General features: G+C 71.9%; 13 protein-coding genes. 3 read left to right on the top strand and 10 right to left on the bottom strand.

The annotated features are described in order from the left end of the window. Nucleotides 1-527: 527 nt before the first annotated feature. Nucleotides 528-4,865: a translocation/assembly module TamB domain-containing protein gene (locus tag HHL10_RS20045; protein ID WP_169162177.1), complete on the bottom strand. Its 4,338-nt coding sequence runs from the start codon at nt 4,863-4,865 to the stop codon at nt 528-530. Between the two features lie 225 nt (nt 4,866-5,090). Next, nucleotides 5,091-6,950 carry an autotransporter assembly complex protein TamA gene (locus HHL10_RS20040; RefSeq protein WP_169162176.1) on the bottom strand — a complete coding sequence of 620 codons (1,860 nt, stop codon included), beginning with the start codon at nt 6,948-6,950 and terminating at the stop codon, nt 5,091-5,093. Nucleotides 6,951-7,136: 186 nt separating this feature from the next. On the opposite strand from HHL10_RS20040, the gene HHL10_RS20035 reads away from it, so the two are divergent. Together HHL10_RS20035 and HHL10_RS20030 are read left to right on the top strand one after the other, a co-directional pair. Beyond that, nucleotides 7,137-9,242, top strand: coding sequence for a thioredoxin domain-containing protein (locus HHL10_RS20035; RefSeq protein ID WP_169162175.1), 2,106 nt, complete (start codon nt 7,137-7,139; stop codon nt 9,240-9,242). A 252-nt stretch (nt 9,243-9,494) separates the two neighbouring features. Then, complete coding sequence (locus HHL10_RS20030; RefSeq protein ID WP_169162174.1) at nt 9,495-9,818, top strand: hypothetical protein; 324 nt, start codon at nt 9,495-9,497, stop codon at nt 9,816-9,818. Nucleotides 9,819-10,270: 452 nt separating this feature from the next. Here the strand turns inward: HHL10_RS20030 and HHL10_RS20025 are convergent, their stop codons facing one another. The 4 genes from HHL10_RS20025 to HHL10_RS20010 all read right to left on the bottom strand — a co-directional run bounded on the left by HHL10_RS20025 (nt 10,271) and on the right by HHL10_RS20010 (nt 13,230). Then, complete coding sequence (locus HHL10_RS20025) at nt 10,271-10,765, bottom strand: hypothetical protein (protein ID WP_169162173.1); 495 nt, start codon at nt 10,763-10,765, stop codon at nt 10,271-10,273. 107 nt (nt 10,766-10,872) lie between these two features. Further along, nucleotides 10,873-11,310: a hypothetical protein gene (locus HHL10_RS20020; RefSeq protein WP_169162172.1), complete on the bottom strand. Its 438-nt coding sequence runs from the start codon at nt 11,308-11,310 to the stop codon at nt 10,873-10,875. A gap of 151 nt (nt 11,311-11,461) precedes the next feature. Beyond that, on the bottom strand, nt 11,462-12,334 hold the full coding sequence (locus HHL10_RS20015) for a hypothetical protein (RefSeq protein ID WP_169162171.1): 873 nt from the start codon (nt 12,332-12,334) through the stop codon (nt 11,462-11,464). Further along, nucleotides 12,334-13,230 (bottom strand): hypothetical protein, encoded by an 897-nt coding sequence (locus HHL10_RS20010; RefSeq protein ID WP_169162170.1) that lies wholly within the window; start codon nt 13,228-13,230, stop codon nt 12,334-12,336. Before HHL10_RS20010 ends, HHL10_RS20015 begins: the two co-directional genes overlap by 1 nt. 510 nt (nt 13,231-13,740) lie before the next feature. On the opposite strand from HHL10_RS20010, the gene HHL10_RS20005 reads away from it, so the two are divergent. Next, nucleotides 13,741-14,028 (top strand): hypothetical protein, encoded by a 288-nt coding sequence (locus HHL10_RS20005; protein ID WP_169162169.1) that lies wholly within the window; start codon nt 13,741-13,743, stop codon nt 14,026-14,028. 10 nt (nt 14,029-14,038) lie between these two features. On the opposite strand, the gene HHL10_RS20000 is transcribed toward HHL10_RS20005, so the two are convergent. From HHL10_RS20000 to HHL10_RS19985, 4 genes are all read right to left on the bottom strand, one after another. Then, nucleotides 14,039-14,251 carry a hypothetical protein gene (locus HHL10_RS20000; RefSeq protein WP_169162168.1) on the bottom strand — a complete coding sequence of 71 codons (213 nt, stop codon included), beginning with the start codon at nt 14,249-14,251 and terminating at the stop codon, nt 14,039-14,041. Between the two features lie 237 nt (nt 14,252-14,488). After that, nucleotides 14,489-16,174 (bottom strand): electron transfer flavoprotein-ubiquinone oxidoreductase, encoded by a 1,686-nt coding sequence (locus HHL10_RS19995; RefSeq protein ID WP_169162167.1) that lies wholly within the window; start codon nt 16,172-16,174, stop codon nt 14,489-14,491. Between the two features lie 400 nt (nt 16,175-16,574). Further along, complete coding sequence (locus HHL10_RS19990; RefSeq protein WP_169162166.1) at nt 16,575-17,291, bottom strand: response regulator transcription factor; 717 nt, start codon at nt 17,289-17,291, stop codon at nt 16,575-16,577. Then, nucleotides 17,284-19,281 carry a PAS-domain containing protein gene (locus HHL10_RS19985; RefSeq protein ID WP_169162165.1) on the bottom strand — a complete coding sequence of 666 codons (1,998 nt, stop codon included), beginning with the start codon at nt 19,279-19,281 and terminating at the stop codon, nt 17,284-17,286. Before HHL10_RS19985 ends, HHL10_RS19990 begins: the two co-directional genes overlap by 8 nt. Nucleotides 19,282-19,367: the final 86 nt, after the last annotated feature.

Genomic DNA, 19,367 nt, shown 5'->3' with positions numbered 1-19,367 from the left:
CGCCTCATGGCGACGCCGCACCCGCCCTGCGCTTGTGCGCGGGCGTATGCCGCTGGTCATGCGGTGTGCCGTGATGTGCTTGTGAAGACGCGTCTTCTTCAAAGCACTTTATGCACTCTTCGATGAATGAATACTTGATGCCTTGCCGAAATACAGCGCCCGATTGGCGCCGGTTATGGCTGCGCGTGTACCTGCAAAAAAATTAGGCGGGTTGGTCGCGAGTTCAAGTGACCAAAGTTTGAATTTGAAAACAGACGCCACTTTCGCGATCTGTTGCGCGGGTGGGCGCGGGTCACCGGGACTGAATTGCACGGCCCGCACCATTTGTGCGGCTATTTCCATCCGGGGCGCGGTGATTCGCCGAAAAGCCCTGCGCGCTCATTTGAGCCCTTCGACGAGCTCAGGACGGGCTCCGTCGAAGGGCGGGTACCGGGTCGCCGTTCATGGAGCGCCTGCGAGCCGGTCTGGGTTGGCGTGGCGCGTGGGCCGGCGTCGGCGTCCCCCGGCTCACTGTCCGCCCCAGCCGCTCAATCCCAGCGCCAGGTCCACACCAGGTCCACGCCGGTGGTTTCGCCGGTGAGCAGCCGCAGCGTGAAACGCTGGGCGATCTTGTAGACCAGGTCGAAGCCGCCGCCGGTGGCGTCCAGGCTCTGGCGGTAGCCGACGTAGAAGCGCTCCGAGAGCTGCTTGCCGAAGCCCACCACCGCGTCCGAGAGGCCCCCCGAGGCACCGCGCGAGAAGGACAGCGCGTCCAGCCCCAGGCGCTGCGCCAGCCCGGGGCCGCCGCTGCCCTTGTTGCCCGCCAGCAGCGCCAGCGCGGCACGCTGCAGCAGCGCGGTCTGGTCGCCGGCCAGGTCGGTGGAGGCCTTGCCCAGCGTCAGCCACGACAGCTTGTCGATGTCCGACAGCTCCGGCGTGGACACCAGCGCGACGCGCGGGTTCTGCGCCGTGCCGGTGACGCCCACGCCCACCTTCACCTCCTCCAGGTCGGTGCGCAGCGCCTCGATGTCCAGCGCCGGGTTCGCCACCGGGCCGCTGAAGGTGATCAGGCCGCGCGTGATGTCGAGCTTGGCGCCGTAGGCATCGAACACGCCCTTCACCGTGCTCACCGTGCCCACCACCGCGATCTGGTCGCGCGGCGCCGTCACGCGCAGCTCGCCGGCCAGCAGCGTGTTGATGCCCTTGCCGCGCACGCGCAGGTTGGAGCCCAGGTCCACGCGCAGGTCCAGGTTCATCTTCATCGGCGACTGCGGCTGGCCGCTGCCCTTGGCGGCGGTGCGCACGGCCTCGGGGTCGTCCACGATGACCACGTCCTCGGACAGCGCCGGGGCGGAGCTCTGGCCGAGGTCGATCAGGCCCTCGTCCACCTTGAAGCCGCCCTGCAGCGCCAGCGCGCGGCCCTGCAGCCGGGCCTGGGCCCGGCCGCTGAGCTCGATGCGCCGGTCCACCCGGCCCAGCGCCTGGAAGCGGTCCGCCACCAGCGCCACGTTCACGTCCGGCTCGGCGCCCAGGCGCAGGCCGCCCTCCAGCCGTGCCGTGCCCGGGCCGGCATGCAGCACCGCCTGCTGGATGCGCACCTGCTCGCCCTCCAGCGCCACGCGCAGCACGCCGTCGCGGATGCGCACGCCCTCGACGAAGTTGCTCACCGCCAGCTGGTCGCCGCTGAGCACGCCGGCCACCTCGGGCGCGCCGACGCGGCCGGTGACGCGCGCCCGCGCCTCCACCGTGCCGCCCAGGCGCCAGCCCACCGGCAGCCAGGGGTCCCACACGCCCAGGTCGGCCACGCGCAGCTGCAGGTTGCCCTGCAGCGGCGTCTGCGCGCCGGGCCAGACCTCGCCCGGCGCGGTGGTGGCTGTGGCACCGGCGGAGAGCACGCCGATCTGTTGCCCGGCCACGCCGGCGGCGGCGTTCCAGGTGTTGCCGTTGCCCCGCACCGACAGCTGCAGCGCGCTCAGGCCCATGGGCCGGCGCGCGCCGCCCGCGGCCAGGCTGAGGTCGCCGCCGCGGCGCTCGATGAGCACGTCGGCATTGAGCACCGGCACGGTACGCAGCACGGCCCGGCCCTGGATCTGCAGGTCGCCCTGCCAGCCCATGTCCGGCTGCAGCCGCGCCAGCAGCGGCGCCACCGTCAGCGGCTCCAGCGCCAGCGCGGCGTCGATCAGCGCCGGCGCGCCGCCCACGCCGGCCTGCCAGCGGACCTGCTCCCAGCTCAGGCCTGCGCCCAGCACCCGGGCCCGGCCGGGCTGCATGGCGAAGCGCGCCGGCTGGCTGCCCTGCGCCAGGCGGAATTCCAGGCCCACGTCGCCGGTTTGCAGCAAGGCGTCGCCGCCACCGCCGCGCCGGGCCTCCAGCCGCTGCAGCCGGCCCTGCCAGCCCGCCAGCGTCGCGGGCAGCGTGCCGCTGCCAGCTTGCAGCAGGGCGCCCTGGGCTTCGAGCTGCAGCTGCGTGCGCGCGCCGCCGGGCATGTCCGGCGGCGGGGGCTGCAGCAGGTCGGTCCACTCCGGCGGCTTGGCCGCGATGTCGGCCTGCAGCGCCAGCCGGTGCGCACGGGTGCTGCCGTCCAGGCGCAGGTTCAGCGCCGGGATGCGCTGCAGTTGTTCCGGGCTCACCAGCCCCAGGTCGGCCAGCGCCAGGTTCAGCTCCAGCGGCGCGTCGCCCACCGTCGCCAGGCGCCAGCGCGCCTCGCCGCTGCGCAGGCGCCCGCCCGGCCAGGCCAGGCCGGTGGCGCTGGCCTGGCCCTGGGTGCGCAGCGCCGGCCAGCGGCCGTCCAGGCCGAGCTCGGCCTGCAGCGCGCCGGCCAGGGCCGGGCCGCGGGCCGGGGCGGCCGCGGTGACGGCGCCGTTGGGCCGCGCGCTGCGCGAGGCCGCCGCCGTGCGGGGCGCGGACGCGGCTGGCTCGCTCGGCAGCAAGGCCGCCAGCGGCGCCAGGCGCTGTAGGGCCGGCGCGTCCACCTTGGCCTGCCAGCGGTCCGCGCCCGGATTGCGCGCCAGCAGGCCCTCGGCGCGGGCCGTGTTGCCGGCGACTTCGGTATTGAGCGCCACCTGCAGCCCGGCGTTGGTGCCGCGCAGCGTGGTCTCGCCCTGCAGCGGCACCTCGGCCAGCAGGCTGAGCGGCACGCTGACGCGGGCCTGGCCCTGCAGCGTGGCCAGCCAGGCCAGCAGGTCCCCGGCCGGACCGGCGCCGGGCAGCGTCAGGGCGGCCTCGGCGCGGGCCGCGAGCCGGCTGGGCAGGCGGCGCAGCGGCGCGCCGGCCACCGGCCACCAGGGGCGCAGGTCCAGCTCGTCCATGCTGGCCTTGGTTTCGAGCTGCCAGGGCGCGCCGGTGGCGTCCTGGCGCAGCCGGCCCTGGGCCGACACGCGCGCGGCGCCGGCGCTGGCCTCCAGCCGGCGCAGCTCCAGCAGCGTGGCCGCGGCCTGCGCCTGCCAGCCGGCGTCGAGCTGCAGCTTCAAGGGCTGGCTGCCGCCCGGGGCGACGATGGCGCCGCCCAGCTCCCCTGTGAGGTCGATGCGGCGCGGGGGGACTGCCGTCGCTGTGCTGCCGGGTGCCGAGGCCGCGGAAGCCGGTGAGGCGCCGGCCGCCGGCGCAGCGGCGGCGGGCAGGAAGCCGCGGCCGGTGGCATCGAGCTGGCCGGCCAGCGTCAGCTCCGGGGCGCGCGCGTCGAGCCGGGCCGGGCGCAGCTCGGCGAGCGTGGCCCGCACGCTCCAGCCGTCGCCCTCGGCGCGGCCCTGGGCGCTGAGGCGGCCGGCCGGCGCCTGGGCGCTGCCCAGCAGGGCCTGCAGATCGTCGAGCTGCAGCCGGCTCGGGTTGGCCGGGTCCACCAGGGCGCTGAGCCGGATGTCGCGCACCGGCACCTGGCCGGCGTTCCAGGGGCCGGACCGGGCGTTGTCCAGCGCCAGCCGTAACTGCAGCCGGTCCTGTGCGCCGGGCTCGATGTCGGCCCGGCCGTTGAGCGCGGTGCGTGGCGCCCCGGCCGCCAGCACCGACAGGTCCAGCCCCTGCACGCGCGCCTGCAGCCGTGCCAGCGGGAAGGCGGCGAAGGGCGTGAGCGTGGCGGAGGCGCTGAGCGTCTGCGCCGGCTCGGTGCGGGCGTGCAGGGCGGCTTCCAGTCCGAGCTGCGCCAGCGGTCCGCGCAGCTGCAGCGCCGCGCCCCAGGGCGGCAGGTTGCCGGTGGCGGGCTGCGCCAGCGTCAGGTCGGCCCGCACCGGCATCGGCGCGTCGGCGCCGACCTGGGCCCGGCCGCTGACTTGCAGCGGCCCGCGGCGCAGCGAGAAGTCCTCGATGCGGTGCTGCTGTCCGAGCGATTCGCCCACGTGCAGCGCGGCCTGGATCTGCCGCAAGGGCTCGCCGGCCAGCGCGGCTGCATGGAACTCGCCGATGCGCAGCGCGCCGATGTCCAGCGCCACCGGCAGCCTCAACTGCTGCGGCGGGGGCGACTTCGGCGGCGGCGGCTCCTGCGGTGCCGGCAGCGTCAGGAAGGCCTGGCGCGCCGTGAGCGTGTCGAAGCCCACCTGCGCGTACTGGCCCCAAAGGCGCAGGCGGCTGACGCGCAGGTCGGTCCAGGCCACGTCCACGAGGCGGATCTCGCCGCCCTGGCCCCAGCGCACGCTCAGCGCTTCGGCGCCGAAGTCGCCCAGCAGCGTGCCGCGCGGGTTCGTGACCGTCACGCCCGGCAGCCGCTGCAGTGCCCAGACCGTGCCCTGCTCGCTGCGCAGCACCCACCACGCGAAGCCCGCCACGGCCAAGACCAGCGCGAGCAGCAGCAGCGCGACCGCCAGCAGCGCGCGGCGCAGGCGGCGCGGACGTTTGGGCGGTGGTGGCGGCGGGGCCGCGGCGTCGGTGGGGGCGGGCGGGGTCAGGGTGGCCATGTCTGGGGCTCAGGGCAATGGAATAGGTGAGAGACGGGCAGGCAAGGGGAGAGCTCTGGCCAAGCCGGCGGTTGGTTGTGATGCCCGGTACGGAAGGGTTTTGTCGGAGCCTGAAGGCGGGGATGACGAGGTAGCCATCAAAGCAAAGCAGCTCACGGGCGACATCCGACAACATCCCCTGGAGGGCTCTGCACCGTTGCGGGCACGACGGCGCTTCTTCCGCTGTCAAAAACTTACCCCCGCCGTCACGTGCAACCTGAAGCGCTGCTCCTCCACGCCGTAGGCCAGGTCCACGCGCAGCGGGCCGACCGGGCTGCGGTAGTGCAGGCCCACGCCCACGCCCACGACGGGGTCCAGCTCGGAGAAGCGCTCGGCGGCGTTGCCGGCGTCGATGAAGACGGCGCCCAACAGCGCCGGGAAGCGCCGCGTGATCGGGTGCGCCACCTCGGCGCTGGCCGTCAGCAGCGAGCGCCCGCTGGTGACCACGCCGTTGACCACCGGCCCCAGGCTGCGGTAGGCGTAGCCGCGCACCGACTCCTCGCCGCCGGCGCGGAACAGCAGCGGGTCGGGCACGCCCACGCTCTCGCGCGCGAACACCTGCCCCACGTCCAGCCGCAGCCGGGACTGCCAGCCATCGCCGAAGGGGCGGAAATACAGCATGCGGGTGTAGAGGCGGCCGAAGGGGCCGCTGTCCTCCTGGTTGCCGCGGGCGTAGCCCAGCGCGGTCTGCAGGATCACGGCCTGGCCGCGCGTGGGCAGCAGCCGGCTGTCCACGTGGCGCCAGGTCCAGTCGGCGTTGCCGGTGAGCGACTGCGCCTCGCGCCGGCCCAGCGGCGAGTCCACGCGCGAGTGCTGCAGTTCGGCGTAGTAGGTGCGCTCCAGCCGATTGCGGTCCTGCGTGCGGCCCACGCGCAGCCGCGCGGAAGTACGGTCCTCGTCCTCGCCGGTCCAGCGCTCGACGTTGCCGGCCACCAGGTCGTGCCACAGGCGCGGGCGCGCGTAGGAGCGCAGGTCGAACTCCCAGAGCTTGCGCTGGTTGCCCACCTCGAGGTTGTTGCGCGCGGTCCAGTGCAGCCCGAAGGGCTGGCGGTGCATGTGCTCCAGTGTGAAGCGCGGCCCGGTGTCGCTGCTGTAGCCCAGGCCCAGCGTGGCGTTCTGCAGGCGCTGCTCGCGCACGCGCACCGTCACCGGCGTGGCCTCGGCCTGCGCCGGGTCGGTGCCGATGGTCACGGCCGCGCCCTCGTACAGGCCGCTCAGGCGCAGCCGGTCCTGGTACTCCAGCAATTGCTGTTGGCTGTATGGGGTGCCGGGCGCGAAGTCGGCCAGGTTGCGGATGCTCTCCTCACCGTAGCGCTGCACGCCCTCGATGCGGATCTCGCCCAGCCGGAACAGCGGGCCGCTGTCGGCCTGGGCGACGAGCGAGGCGCGCTGCTCGGCCTGGCGCACGCGCGCCTGCGTCTCCCGCCAGTCCGCGGCCGGGTAGCCGTTGGCCTGCAGCTGCGCCAGCGCGGTGTTCTTGGCGCCGGTCCAGTCGTCCTGGCGGAAGGGCTCGCCGGGCTTGAGCGCCCATTGCTCGCGCACCCGGTCACGCAGCTTCGCGGCCTGGGCGTCGCCGCTTTCGGCGCGGCGGCGCAGCTCGCCGTGGACGTCCACCGCCACGCTGTCGATGAGCGTGCGCGGCCCCGGCTCCACGCGGATGACGACGCGCGGCAGGCGGTCCCCTTGCGCCGGCGTGAGCGAGGCCTCGACCGTGGCGTTGAAGTAGCCCTCGGTGCGCAGCAGCGCCTTGGCCTGCTGCGGCGCCGCCGCGACCAGCCGCTCCAGTTCCGCCTCGGTCAGGCCCTGCTCGGCCGGCACGGTGCGAAAGCGCTGCAGGTCCAGGTTGTCGGCCACCAGCGCGCGCAGTCCCCCCGGCGCCTCGACCTCGATGTCATAGCGCGGCGGCCCCTCGGCCGGCGGCTCGCCGCGCGCCTCGGCCTGCTCCTGGTCGCCTCCGGGCTTGAGCAGGGCGCAACCGCTGACGAGCGCGGCCAGCGCCAGGGTGAAGGCCAGGGCGAAAGGGCGGAGGGCGGGCATCAAGGACATGGACATCTGCACAGGTCGCCACAGAGGGCAAACACCGTACCCCCGGCGGGGCCCGGCTTCCACGGGGCGCGCCTGGGGGTGCGGCGCAAACCGGCCGGCAATGGGTGCGAATCACGGGCCGCGCGCTTGCTCGCCGTGAAGTCGAACCGACGCCATTCCCGGCGGCGTACGCGCTGCCTTCAAGCCATGTCCTCCGCCTCCTTTCCCGACTCTGCCGCCCCGGCTCCTTCTTCCGGCCCGCCCCACCCCGCGAATCGCCTGGCCCGGGAAACCAGCCCCTACCTGCTGCAGCACGCGCACAACCCGGTGGACTGGTATCCGTGGGGCCCGGAAGCCTTCGCGCGGGCGCGCGAACTGGACCGGCCGATCCTGCTGTCGGTGGGCTACGCCACCTGCCACTGGTGCCACGTGATGGAGCGCGAGTCCTTCGAGGACGAGGCCGTCGCGCGCCAGCTCGCCGAGGGTTTCATCGCCATCAAGGTGGACCGCGAGGAGCTGCCCGACGTGGACCATGTCTACATGCGCGCGCTGCAGGCCATCACCGGGCGCGGCGGCTGGCCGATGAACATGTTCCTCACGCCCGATCTGAAACCCTTCTTCGGCGGCACCTACTTCCCGCCCCGGCCGCGGCCGGGCTTTTCCAGCTTCTCGGAAGTGCTCACGGCCGTGCGCGAGGCCTGGGAGCGCGAGCGCGCGCAGATCGAGGAGCAGGCGCAGGCGCTGCACGAGCACCTGGACAGCGGGCTGGAGTCCGCGTTGGCGGTGCCGCACACCCCGGGCGCGCGGCTGCATGCGCAGGCGCTGGACGAGCTGCTGCGGCGCTTCGACCCGGTGCACGGCGGCTTCGGCCGAGCCCCGAAGTTCCCGCAGGCGCCGCTGCTGCAATACCTGCTGAGCGTGGCCGCCACCGGCGAGGCGCCCGCGCGCGAGATGCTGCTGTTCACCCTGCAGCGCATGGCCGAGGGCGGCGTCTACGACCAGCTGGGCGGCGGCTTCGCGCGCTACTCGACCGACGAGCGCTGGCAGGTGCCGCACTTCGAAAAGATGCTCTACGACAACGCGCAGCTCGCGCGCGTGTACGCCGGGGCCTGGCGGCTGTGCGGGGAGTCGCGGCTGCGCTTCGTGGCCGAGGACACGCTGGCGTACCTGCTGCGCGAGATGCATCCGGCCGCCGCACCCGCGGCCTTTTCATCGGCGCAGGACGCCGATACCGAGGGCGAGGAAGGGCGCTTCCACGTCTGGACCCTGGCGCAGTTGCGCGAGGCGCTGGGCGCGGACGCCGACATGGCGGCGCGCCTCCATGGCGCCACCGACGAGGGCAACTGGGAGGAGGGCGAGGCGGGCCGCAACGTGCTGGAGCGGCGCGACCCCGAGGCCGCGCGCGCCGCGCTGGGACTGGACGAGGCGGCCTTCGCGGCCTGGGAGCGCTCGGTGCGGGAACGCCTCTACGCCGCGCGCTCCCGGCGCGTGTGGCCGCTGACCGACGACAAGGTCCTGGCCGACTGGAACGGCCTGGCGCTGCGGGCCCTGGCCGAGGCCGGGCGGCTGCTGGGACGCGCTGACTTCGTCCAGGCTGCCGAGGCGCTTGCGCGCTTCCTGCTGCAGGCGCTGGTGCAGGGTGACCGCGTGCACCATGCCTGGCGCAACGGCACGCTGCGCGGCGAGAGCTACCTGTCGGACCAGGCGCAGCTCGGCCTGGGCCTGCTGGAGCTGCATGCCGCCAACGGCGCGCCGGAGTGGTTCGCGCACGCGCAGCGCCTGGCCGATGGCCTCATGCGGCGCCATCACGACCCGGCGCGGGGTTTCTTCGACAACGAGGCCGGGCCCGCGCTGCCGCTGCGCGCGCGCGACATCCAGGACGGCGCCGTGCCGTCGGGCACGGCCGCGGCCTGCGAGCTGCTGCTGCGCCTGGCCGGCCCGTGCGGGCGGACCGAGTGGCGCGACGCTGCCGTCGAGGCGCTGCAGCGCCTGGGCCCGGTGCTGGCGCAGTCGCCGCTGGCGGTGCCGGCGCTGCTGCACGCGCAGCTGCTGGCCGAGCGCGGCGCGGACCTGGCCGTGCCGGCACCGGGCGGCGCGGCGCTGTGGGAGGCGGCGCGCTCCAGCTTGGCGCCGCTGGTCACGCTCGTACGCGGCGGGGCGGACACGGGGCCGCTGCTGCAGGGGCGGCGCGGCGGCGAGGCCTACCTGTGCCGCGACGGTGCGTGTGCCCTGCCGGCCACGACGGTGGAAGAGCTGCAGCGGCAGTTGGGCGAGCTGCACGCGGGACTGGCGGGAGCGGTCGAGGGTGGGTGACGGCAATGGCCTGAGCGCCTGGAAACCGCTAGGCAGGGCTCGCGCGTGCGCTTCGGGGCAGCGGCGCGGTCGCGGATTTGATGCTGCTCAAATCAGTGCAATTGGCAGCCCTTGAACATACCGGCGGACCGGCCCTGCAGGTATTTGAGTATTTCAGGGCTGGTTCATGGGGCCCGGCAGAATCAACCGACTGCTGAAAGGCCATAGGCATTTCCATGCAAGGTTCAATCCGAATTTTTCAAGGAACCAATCATGCCGACTTACAAAGACGTCACTGACACGCAGAAGATCGAGAAGGAAATTGAGAAGGAGCTTCAAGAAACGGAAAAAGCCCTGGATGTCCTGCAATTGATCAAGAACTTGTGCTGGGAAACCGACACCACGCCGGACCCCATGTCGCAATGGCTCAGCCTTTTGAGCCAGCACGTTCCCAAGGTGCAGAAATGGAAGGGGAGCGCGGATTTGATCGAGATTTATCCCTGCGGCACCACCGGTAGGGGCAGAAGCGACCGTTTGTTGTTCCAGGTCGGTGCGACCGAAGTGAAGGTGGTGCAGGCCTACGAAAGTGAACACTAGGGCGTGTTAGGCGCCTTCGGCGCGGACAAAAAAATGGCGGGGAGCCAGCCCTGCCCAATCACCGCATCGATCCCGGGGAGTGCTTGCCCGGCGGCTTGGTAGCGCCCCATGACCGAGGCTTGCCGGCCTGGTACGAGGGGCCTCACGGCTGTCACCCCGCTGCGTGGACCCGCCGAAGCGCCGCGTCGAGCTTCGCTGGACTGTTTCCCGCAGATTTACAACCGTCTCACTCAAGCGGCAGGGAATGGGGACTGCGTTTCCTGTCGGTTCCCGATGTTTCGGCCCCGCGGCGTTTACCGGGCGGTGAGGAAGGAATGCAGGGCGTGGAAGCAGGCAGGCGGCGGCGGGTCTGACCGCAGCCGCCGCCTGTCCAGGGGGATGAAGGCACTCTTGGCGCGCTGCACCGGCACGGCAGCCCGGCGCGCGCGGCCGTGATGCCGGCGGCGCCGGGTTCAGCGCGAGCCGGTGGGCGCGCCGCCGCTGCGCGGCGGGAAGGGGCCGCTGGGCACCGTGCCGCCGGACGCCGGCCCGCCGGGCACGGTACCGCCGGGCAGGGTGCCGCCCGGGACGGTGCCGACGGTGCCGGGCAGCGTGCCCGCCGGCGGGGCGACACCGGCCGGCGCAGCGCCCGTGCTGCCCGGGGCCGGGGGCAGGCCCACGCTGGGCGGCGCGGCCGGGGTCCCGGTCGCGGTGGTGGCTCCACTGACGCTGCTTGGGGCCGGCGCCGCGGGAGCGGGCATGCCGGGCGCGGCATTGCCGGGCAGGGGCCCGGTTGGCGAACCGACGCTGCCCGGGACGGTGGCGGCCGGCGCGCTGGCAGCGCCGGGCGGGCCGGGGACGGCTGCGGCGCCACCCGGCGGCACGGCTGCCGTCTGCGCCTGTGTGAACGAGGCGGCGCCGGCCACCAGGGCCGTGACGGTCCAGCGAAGGAGCGGGGCGGAGGACATGGCGATTTCCAGTGCAGGGTGCCGAGGGAAGCCGCCGCGCCGTGCGGCGGGGAACCCCAAACGCAGCAAGCACGGCGCCTGCCTGAGCATTTTTCGGGGCCCGGGCTTCAGCGCTGCGCCGTGCTGGTCGGAACGGCCAGGACGGGCCGGCGCGTGGCATCGAGCGCGACGCGCAGCTTTTCCAGCGCCAAACGCAACCCCAGTCCCAGCCGGTCCAGGAGGTCGCGCAGCACGGGCAGGTCGGTGGGCAGTGCCGTGGGCAGGCCGGTGAGCGTGCCGGTGTCCTGCGGCGCGCCGGCGCGGGCGGGCGGGTGCGCCTGCGTCAGCCGCAGCGGCAGCCCGGTGTTGCGCACCACGTAGCCGTCGCGCGCCGCCCAGACCACCGCGGGACCGCCGTCGGCCCGCTCCAGCGCGCCGGCCGCACGCCGCATCGGCGTGGGCTGCGACGGCAGCGCGTCGTCTTCCGTCGGCCGCGGCTCGACCAGCACGGCGGGCCCGGCCGGCAGGGCAAGCGCCAGCGTCAACAAGGTCTGACTTGCTTGCATCTGTGCGCTCCTTCCATGCGACGGCTTGCGGTCGCGGGTGCATGCGGCATCCCCGGTGCCCGCCACGGCCCGGGCTGATCACGGGGTGAGCCCGGAAGACGTCGATGCCGGCCGCGGCGCCAAGGCGACCGGCGCGGACCCGTGACGGCTGTCATGCGGCTGTGACATGCCTGGCGCGCACCGACCAGCCGGCCACCACGCCAAGCCCGCACAGCATCAGCAGCACGCCGGCCGGCTCGGGCACCGGTGCCGCTGCGCCCAGCCGCACGACGTTGCTGCTGCCCGATGCGGTAACCGACACGCTGACGAAGCTGGTGGTGGACGTTGCCGTGTCGTTGATGAAGGACAGGCTGAAGGCCGACTGGTAGAGGCGCTCCCCCGGGTTCTCCCGGCTGCTGATGGTCAATGTCTGCTGTTGGACATGATCCAAATCCGTGTAGCCGCTCCAGTAGCCGTGGATTTCTTCCAACTGCTCGAACCCCGGGTCCAGGGTTTTTTCCAGGCGCATGCTCAAGTCGCCGGTCCAGATGACCTGGGTATGGGGCGTCACGCCAAAGATACTGCCGGGACCCGAGGGGCCGACGGAGGCGTAAAGATCGGTGTGGGCCCGCTGGTCCGGGTTGCCGGCATTGAGCGAGGACACCTGGGCGTTGAGATTGAAACTGCGGTCGTGGATGGAGCCACCCATATCCGTAGCGGCCCGGCCGGTCGGGCCGACCACTTGGCTGGACAGCGGAATGAAGGATTTGAAGCCGTCAAATATATTGTCCGTGACGCGCATGAGCTGGCCGGGTGCGCGGCTGCCCATGTATTCGTATTTGGAATAGGCGCCCGCGCCGGAACTCCAGTTACTGTCAGGCTTCAACGAGAAATCCAGGTGCGGCGTGATGCCGTCGTTGGGATCGAGATCTATCAGCGTGTAGCCGAAATTCTCGATCCGGAGATCGGCCCGGATATCGGCCCGCACGGGCTGGACCAGCGCGCAGGCCAAGGCGGCGGCCAAGCTGAGAATCGACTTGCGCATCATGCGGCTCCCGAGGTGGAGATAAGAACGGCAGACTGCTTTCTGGCGCGCAGCGTGGCGGCCAGGACGCCCGCGCCGCACAGCATCAGCCACGGCGTGCCGGGTTCGGGGATGGGTGCGGGCCGGAAGGATTGGCCCCAGGTATGGAGCACGAGATCCATGTAACCGCCCTGTGTTTCCGCCGTGTTGTTGATGAATGAAGTCTGCAGGTCCCAAGCCTGGCTGACGCGGTCAACCTGGTATTTCCGGGTCGAAACCTGGGCGTAAAAACGGTCAACCACCTGGTTGGCGCCGTCGCGCAATTCCAGGCTCATTTGGGAGAAAGCCTGCTCGAAGCGGTTGCGGCGCCGGCCCAGCGTGTTTTCCACTTCCAGCAGCACGCTGCCGGTCCAGATCACCTGGGTATAGGGCGTGACCGACAGGACCGGAAATCCCTCGGAATCATCGGTACGGCGTACCGGCAGCGCACCCACGTCGAATTCGCTGGCCTGTGTCTGCGAGGCCAGGGTATTGGAGCCGCGGCCCTGCGCGCCGGCCGTGAAGGTATGGTCGGTGACGGAGCCGGACATGTGGCCCCCCACCATGGCCTCCTCGGACGCCACCTCGCGGCGGACCTCCGGAAATACCGCGAAGGACGTGCTCCAGGTGAAACCGGACTGTGTGTATTGGCCCAGGCCGAGGGAGGGTCCGGCGTAGGCCCGACCGCTCAGGATCGAAGCCGCCTGCGTGCCGAAAGGGGTGAAACTAAGGGCCGGCGCAATGCCGTCATGGGGATTCAGATCGACCAGCGTGTAACCAAAATGGGACAGTTGCGCACTGCCCAGGACGTCGGCCCAGGAAGGATTTCCGGCCAATGCCACCGCCGCGGCCACGAGGCTGCCAAACTTCAATCGCATCACGGTTCTCCAGAAACCCGGATTTTCGGGAAACCGGATGCTAGAGCGCAGCGCTGAATATCTGGAATGCCCTCTTCACGCGCGCGCGGCAACGGGGGCTCATTGAAGAATTGTCACCAGCCGTCAACAAGTGCTGAATATTCAAAACGTGGTGAAACCCACAGGGCAAAGAAATTCTGATAATGGTTTTCCCGGACGTCGGGCCGGGGCTCTTGGTTAACCCGCAGATAACGCGGGAATTTCCATGGGCTTGAGCTGGCGCAAGATCGCCGCTCCTGAAGCGGCGCAAGACTGCGCGCCATGAAAACGCTGGCCCGTGGATTTCGCAGGGATTTTCCCGGGGCTTGGCCGCCGTGCCCCCGGTGCGTGCCGGCCGTGAAAAAGTGCACCATCAAACCTGTTGGCGGGTACAGGGCCGCAGACCAGCGTGCCCGCCTTTTTTACGGAGACAGCGCCGGGCCGCAGAGCCCGTGCGCCGGGGTCGGGAGACCCCCACACAAGACCATAACCATGAACGATCTTGCCGTCCTTTCGTTCGATTGCACCGAACTGCGCCGCCGCCTGAGCGAGCTGCACGAGCAGCAGCCGCCGGCCGATCCCGCCACCCCGTCCATCCGCATCGGCATCGAGGATGCCGAAGGCGCGCTGGTGCACGTGGTCGAGGCTTCCCGCCTCGTGGAGGCGGTCAAGGTGTTCGAGGTGCTGGGCGACTACGGGCTGGAACCCCGCAACGGCCGCCACCGCACGCAGGACGGGCGGCGGCTGACGCGGCTCTACAGCGCGGCGCGCCCGGCCTGAGCCCCGCGGCTCAGCCCTCGTCGCGCACGCGCACGCTGGGCAGGCTGAATTCCTTGCCGATCACGGCACGCGCGTACAGGTATTCGCGCAGCCGGGTTTCGCCCAGCTCGTCCATGTCCACATGGCCGTCGGCGTCGCAGGGAAAAGCCTGGACGCGCCGCGGCTCCCTCAGGGATTCGAAACACAGCTCGTAGCCGCTCTGATCAAGCTGGAGACCGTTCATGGCGGTTTCTCTTTCACGCCCCGCTCGCGCGGCGCGCCGGTGAAGGGCTGACGGGCCGTCCCTCACGGCCCTGGATGGCGGCGGCCAGCTTCGAATTCCAACCGCCGGCCAGGGCATGGTGGAACGGGCCTGAACAGGCCGCCAGATACGAAGGTCACGGGGGCGCAGGACATTGCTCCTGCCCCGATTGGGGGAGGGCTCGCGAAATTCCCGCGCCGTGCCGGGAGTTATTGCCGCTCACATCCCGGCGTAATTCGGTCCGCCGCCGCCCTCGGGCGTGACCCAGGTGATGTTCTGGCCCGGGTCCTTGATGTCGCAGGTCTTGCAGTGCAGGCAGTTCTGCGCGTTGACCTGCAGCCGCTCGTCGCCGTCCTCGGCCTTGACGAACTCGTACACGCCGGCCGGGCAGTAGCGCGCCTCCGGGCCGGCATAGGTGGCGAGGTTGACGGCCAGCGGCGCGCGTGCGTCCTTGAGCCGCAGGTGCGAGGGCTGGTCCTCGCCGTGGTTGGTGTTGCTGATGAAGACGCTGGAGAGGCGGTCGAAGGTGAGCTGGCCGTCGGGCTTGGGATAGGCGATGGGCGCGAACTCGCCGGCCGGGCGCAGCGCGAAGTGGTCGGGCCGGTCGCGGCGCAGGGTCCACGGCGGCGTGTTCACCCCCAGCTTGGGCAGCAGCCACTGCTCGACGCCGGTCATGAGCGCGCCCACGCGCAGGCCCTTCTTGAACCAGGCCTTGAAGTTGCGCGAGGCATGCAGCTCCTCGTGCAGCCAGCTCTTCCCGAAGGCCTCGGGGTAGGCGGCCAGCTCGTCATGGCTGCGGCCGGCGCGCAGGGCCTCGAACGCGGCCTCGGCGGCGAGCATGCCGGTCTTGAGCGCGGCGTGGCTGCCCTTGATGCGCGCGGCGTTGAGCGTGCCGGCGTCGCAGCCCACCAGCGCGCCGCCCGGGAAGACGAGCTTGGGCAGGCTCAGCAGCCCGCCGGCGACGATGGCGCGCGCGCCGTAGCCGATGCGCCGCCCGCCCTCCAGGTGGGCGCGGATGGCCGGGTGCGTCTTCCAGCGCTGCATCTCCTCGAAGGGGCTGAGCCAGGGGTTGGCGTAGTCCAGCCCGGTGACGAAGCCCAACGTCACACGGTTGCCCTCCAGGTGGTAGAGGAAGCCGCCGCCGTAGGTATCGGGCTGCATCGGCCAGCCGGCGGTGTGCACCACGCGCCCGGGCTGCGCCTTCTGCGGCGGCACCTCCCACAGCTCCTTGATGCCCAGGGCGTGGCTCTGCGGGTCGCGCCCTTCGTCGAGCCGGTACTTGGCGATGAGCTGCTTGCCCAGGTGGCCGCGCGCGCCCTCGGCAAAGATGGTGTAGCGGGCGTTGAGCTCCATGCCGAGCTGGAACTCGGCCGTGGGCTCGCCGTCCTTGCCCAGGCCGACGTGGCCGGTGGCCACGCCGCGCACGGCGCCCTGGCCGTCGTACAGCACCTCCGCGGCGGCGAAGCCCGGGAACACCTCCACGCCCAGGCCTTCCGCCTGCTCGGCCAGCCACTTCACCACGCTGCCCAGAGCAACGACGTAGCAGCCGTGGTTGTGGAAATTGCGGGGCACCAGCCAGTCGGGCGTGCGGTGCGCGGCCTCGGCGGTGAGGAACAGCACGTCGTCACCGGTCACGCTCTGGTGCAGCGGCGCGCCCTGGGCTTGCCAGTCGGGCAGCAGCTCGGTGAGGGCGCGCGGGTCCATCACCGCGCCGGAGAGGATGTGCGCGCCGGCCTCGGAGCCCTTCTCCAGCACCGCCACCGACACCTCGCTGCCCGCGGCCTGCGCCAGCTGCTTGAGGCGGATGGCCGTGGCCAGCCCGGCCGGGCCGGCGCCGACGATCACCACGTCGTAATCCATGGCCTCGCGCGGGCCGTATTGCTCGATGAGGTGGGGAGGGGTCATGGGTGGCTCCGATGTTGTGTTCAAGCTGTGGTCGGCGTTGCCGTGGCGGTGTCCGCCGCCCATCGAGGACGGCATATCTGGTGCTCTTCCGTAAGCTGTTTCGTTCCGCATACCACTCCGTCATCCCCGCGCAGGCGGGGACCCAGGCGGTCCCACATCACAGCGCAAGAGCCCATGCAGGCATCGCGATGTCCAGGTCTTCGGTGCGCCGCCGGGTCTACTTCGGCCAGCTCGGGGACCGCCTGGGTTCCCGCCTGCGCGGGAATGACGAGTAGGGTGCGAGCCGCGTCGGCTTGCGGGATGCCGGGGCTACGTCAACGCCCCGGGCTGCTTTCGGCCCTCATGGGCATGACAACCATTCGTTCGTTCGAGTCGAGCCGGGAGTTGAGCTCGCATCCACTCACTCCCACTCCACCGCCGCCGCCAGCATGTAGCCCGCGCCGTAGACGGTCTTGATGACCTTGGGGTTCTGCGGGTCGGCTTCGAGCTTGCGGCGCAGCCGCGAGATGCGCACGTCGATGCTGCGGTCCAGCGGCGAGAGCTCGCGGCTGCCCATGAGCTGCTCGCGCGTGAGGATCTGGTGCGGCCGCTCCAGGAAGGCGCGCAGCACCTGCGCCTCGGCCGTGCCCAGCAGCGTCTCGGTGCCGTCGGGCCCGCGCAGCAGGTTGGCGGCGCAGTCCAGGCTCCAGCCGGCAAAGCGCGCGTGGCGGCGCTGCAGCGGCGCGGCGCCCGGCACGCCGGCGCCGCGCCGGCGCAGGATGCTGCGCACGCGCGCCACCAGCTCGCGCGGCTCGAAGGGTTTCACCACGTAGTCGTCGCCGCCGCCTTCGAGCGCCATGACACGGTCCACCGTGTGGCCGCGGCCGGTGAGGATGAGCACGCCGCAGCTGCAGCGCCGCGCGATCTCGCGCACCAGCTCGATGCCGTCCATGTCGGGCAGGCCCAGGTCCACGATGCACAGGTCGGGCTTTTCGCTGCGCAGCCGGCGCAGCACGCTGCCGCCGTCGCCGAAGGTTTCGGTCATGAAGCCGAAGTCCTGCAGCGCCATCACCACCAGGCGTGACACCTCGGCGTCGTCCTCGACGACGTAGACCAGCGCGGACGGGGCCTCAGCCATGCGCGGCTCCGAGTGCCCGTGGGGCCGAACTCAGCGCCGGCACCTGGCGAGCCAGGAAATCGGCGAGCTGGCGCTTGGTGAAGGGCTTGCAGAGCATGGGCACCTCGCCGGCGGCGGGCTGCTCGCCGGGCACGAAGCCGCTCATCAGCGCCACGCGCGGTACGCCGCGCGAGAGCGCCTGGCGCGCCACCTCGCGCCCGTCCACGCCGCCGGGCATGACCACGTCGGACAGCAGCAGCTCGATGCGCGGCGCGTGCTCCAGGATCTGCAGCGCCTCGGCGCCGTTCTCGGCCTCCAGCACCGCGAAGCCCAGATCCAGCAGCGCGCGGCGCACCACCTTGCGCACCTCGGCGTCGTCCTCCACCAGCAGCGCCAGCGCCATGGGCGGGTCGGCGCGGTGGCCCGCGTCGCAGCAGCTGTCGGCCAGCAGGCTCGCCACCGCGCTCTGCGCCACCGGCAGCCACAGCGACACCGTGGTGCCCGCGCCCGGGGCGCTGTCGATGGCGATGGCCCCCTCCGACTGGCGCACGAAGCCGTAGACCATCGACATGCCCAGCCCCGTGCCGGCGCCCGGGCGCTTGGTGGTGAAGAAGGGCTCGAACACGCGCGAGCGCGTGGCGGCGTCCATGCCGTGGCCGTCGTCGCGCACGTCGATGCGGATGTAATGGCCCGGCTTGGCCTGCAGCTCGTAGGCGCGCGCGGCCGAGAGCGTGTCGGCGCGCACGCTGACCGACACGCGCGTGGCCTGCGCGTCGCGGGAGTTGAGAACCAGGTTGACCAGCGCGTCCTGCAGGTGGCTGGCATCGACCCAGGCCCACAGCGGCAGCTCGCCGCTGTCGGCCTGCAGCTCCAGCCCCTCGGGCAGCGAGCGGCGCAGCAGGTTGATGACGGTGCCCACCAGCGGGCCGACCTCGGCGGCCTGCGCCTCCAGCGGCTGGCGCCGCGCGAAGCCCAGCAGCGCGCGGATGAGCTCGGCGCCGCGCCGCGCCGCGGCCAGCGCCGGGTCGATGAACTCCGTGACGGCCTCGTCGTCGCGCAGCTCGCGCAAAGCGCCGAGGTTGCCGATGATCACGGTGAGCATGTTGTTGAAGTCGTGCGCCAGCCCGCCGGTGAGCTGGCCCAGCGCCTCCATCTTCTGCGCCTGCGACAGCAGTTCCTGCGCGCGGCGCAGCTCCGAGACGTCGAAGGTCAGCTCGAAGCAGCCGATCACGGTGCCGTCGGCGGCCTTCTCCGGGATCAGCGTGGTGCGCGCCATGCGCACGCGCCCGTCCACGCAGTGCGCCTCGTACTCGTAGCTGACGGGCTCGCCGGCGAAGGCGCGCGCCACGTTCGGGCGGATGCTCGCGTAGGTTTCGCGGCCCAGGTACTCGCGCGCGCTGATCTGGTCCAGCCGCGCCGGGTCCAGCCCGAACCACTCCCGGTAGCCGCGGTTGATGTAGCGGTAGGCCTTCTTGGCGTCGAAGTAGGCGATGAGCGCGGGCAGGCTGTCGGTGATGAGCCGCATCTGCGCCTCGCTCAGCCGCAGCTCGCTGGTGCGCTCGGCCACGCGGCGCTCCAGCTCCGCGGCCTGCTCCAGCGCCTGCGCCTCGGCGCGCTTCTGTGCCGTGATGTCGGAGTACAGCGTGATGAAGCCGATGCCCGGCACCGGCACGCCGCGCACGCGCAGCACCTGGCCGTTGGGGCGCACGCGCTCGAACTCGTGCGGCTCCAGGCGCCGCGCCATGGCCACGCGCTCGGCCACCTGCGCTTCCACGTCGCCCGGCCCGTACTCGCCGCGCGCGGCGTTGAAGCGGATGAAGTCCTCGAAGGACGCGCCCGCATGCACCAGCTCGGCTGGGAAGTCGAGCAGCCTGGTGAAAGCCTGGTTCCAGGCCAGCAGGCGCAGCTCGCCGTCGATGAGGCTAAAGCCCTGGTCGATGAGGTCGAGCGCGGCCTGCAGCGAAGCGTGGTGCTTCAGCCGTTCGTCTGCCGTTTCCAGGGGCGCCACCATCAGGACCTTCCGCGACCATGCATCCCCAAATTCTAGGAGGCCGGCCTCCCGCCAAAAGGGGATGCAAACATTCGTCATATTTGCTG

This window comes from Azohydromonas caseinilytica, assembly GCF_012927045.1.
GTDB lineage: Bacteria > Pseudomonadota > Gammaproteobacteria > Burkholderiales > Burkholderiaceae_C > Azohydromonas > Azohydromonas caseinilytica.
This window is presented reverse-complemented; position numbering and strand designations above follow the sequence as displayed.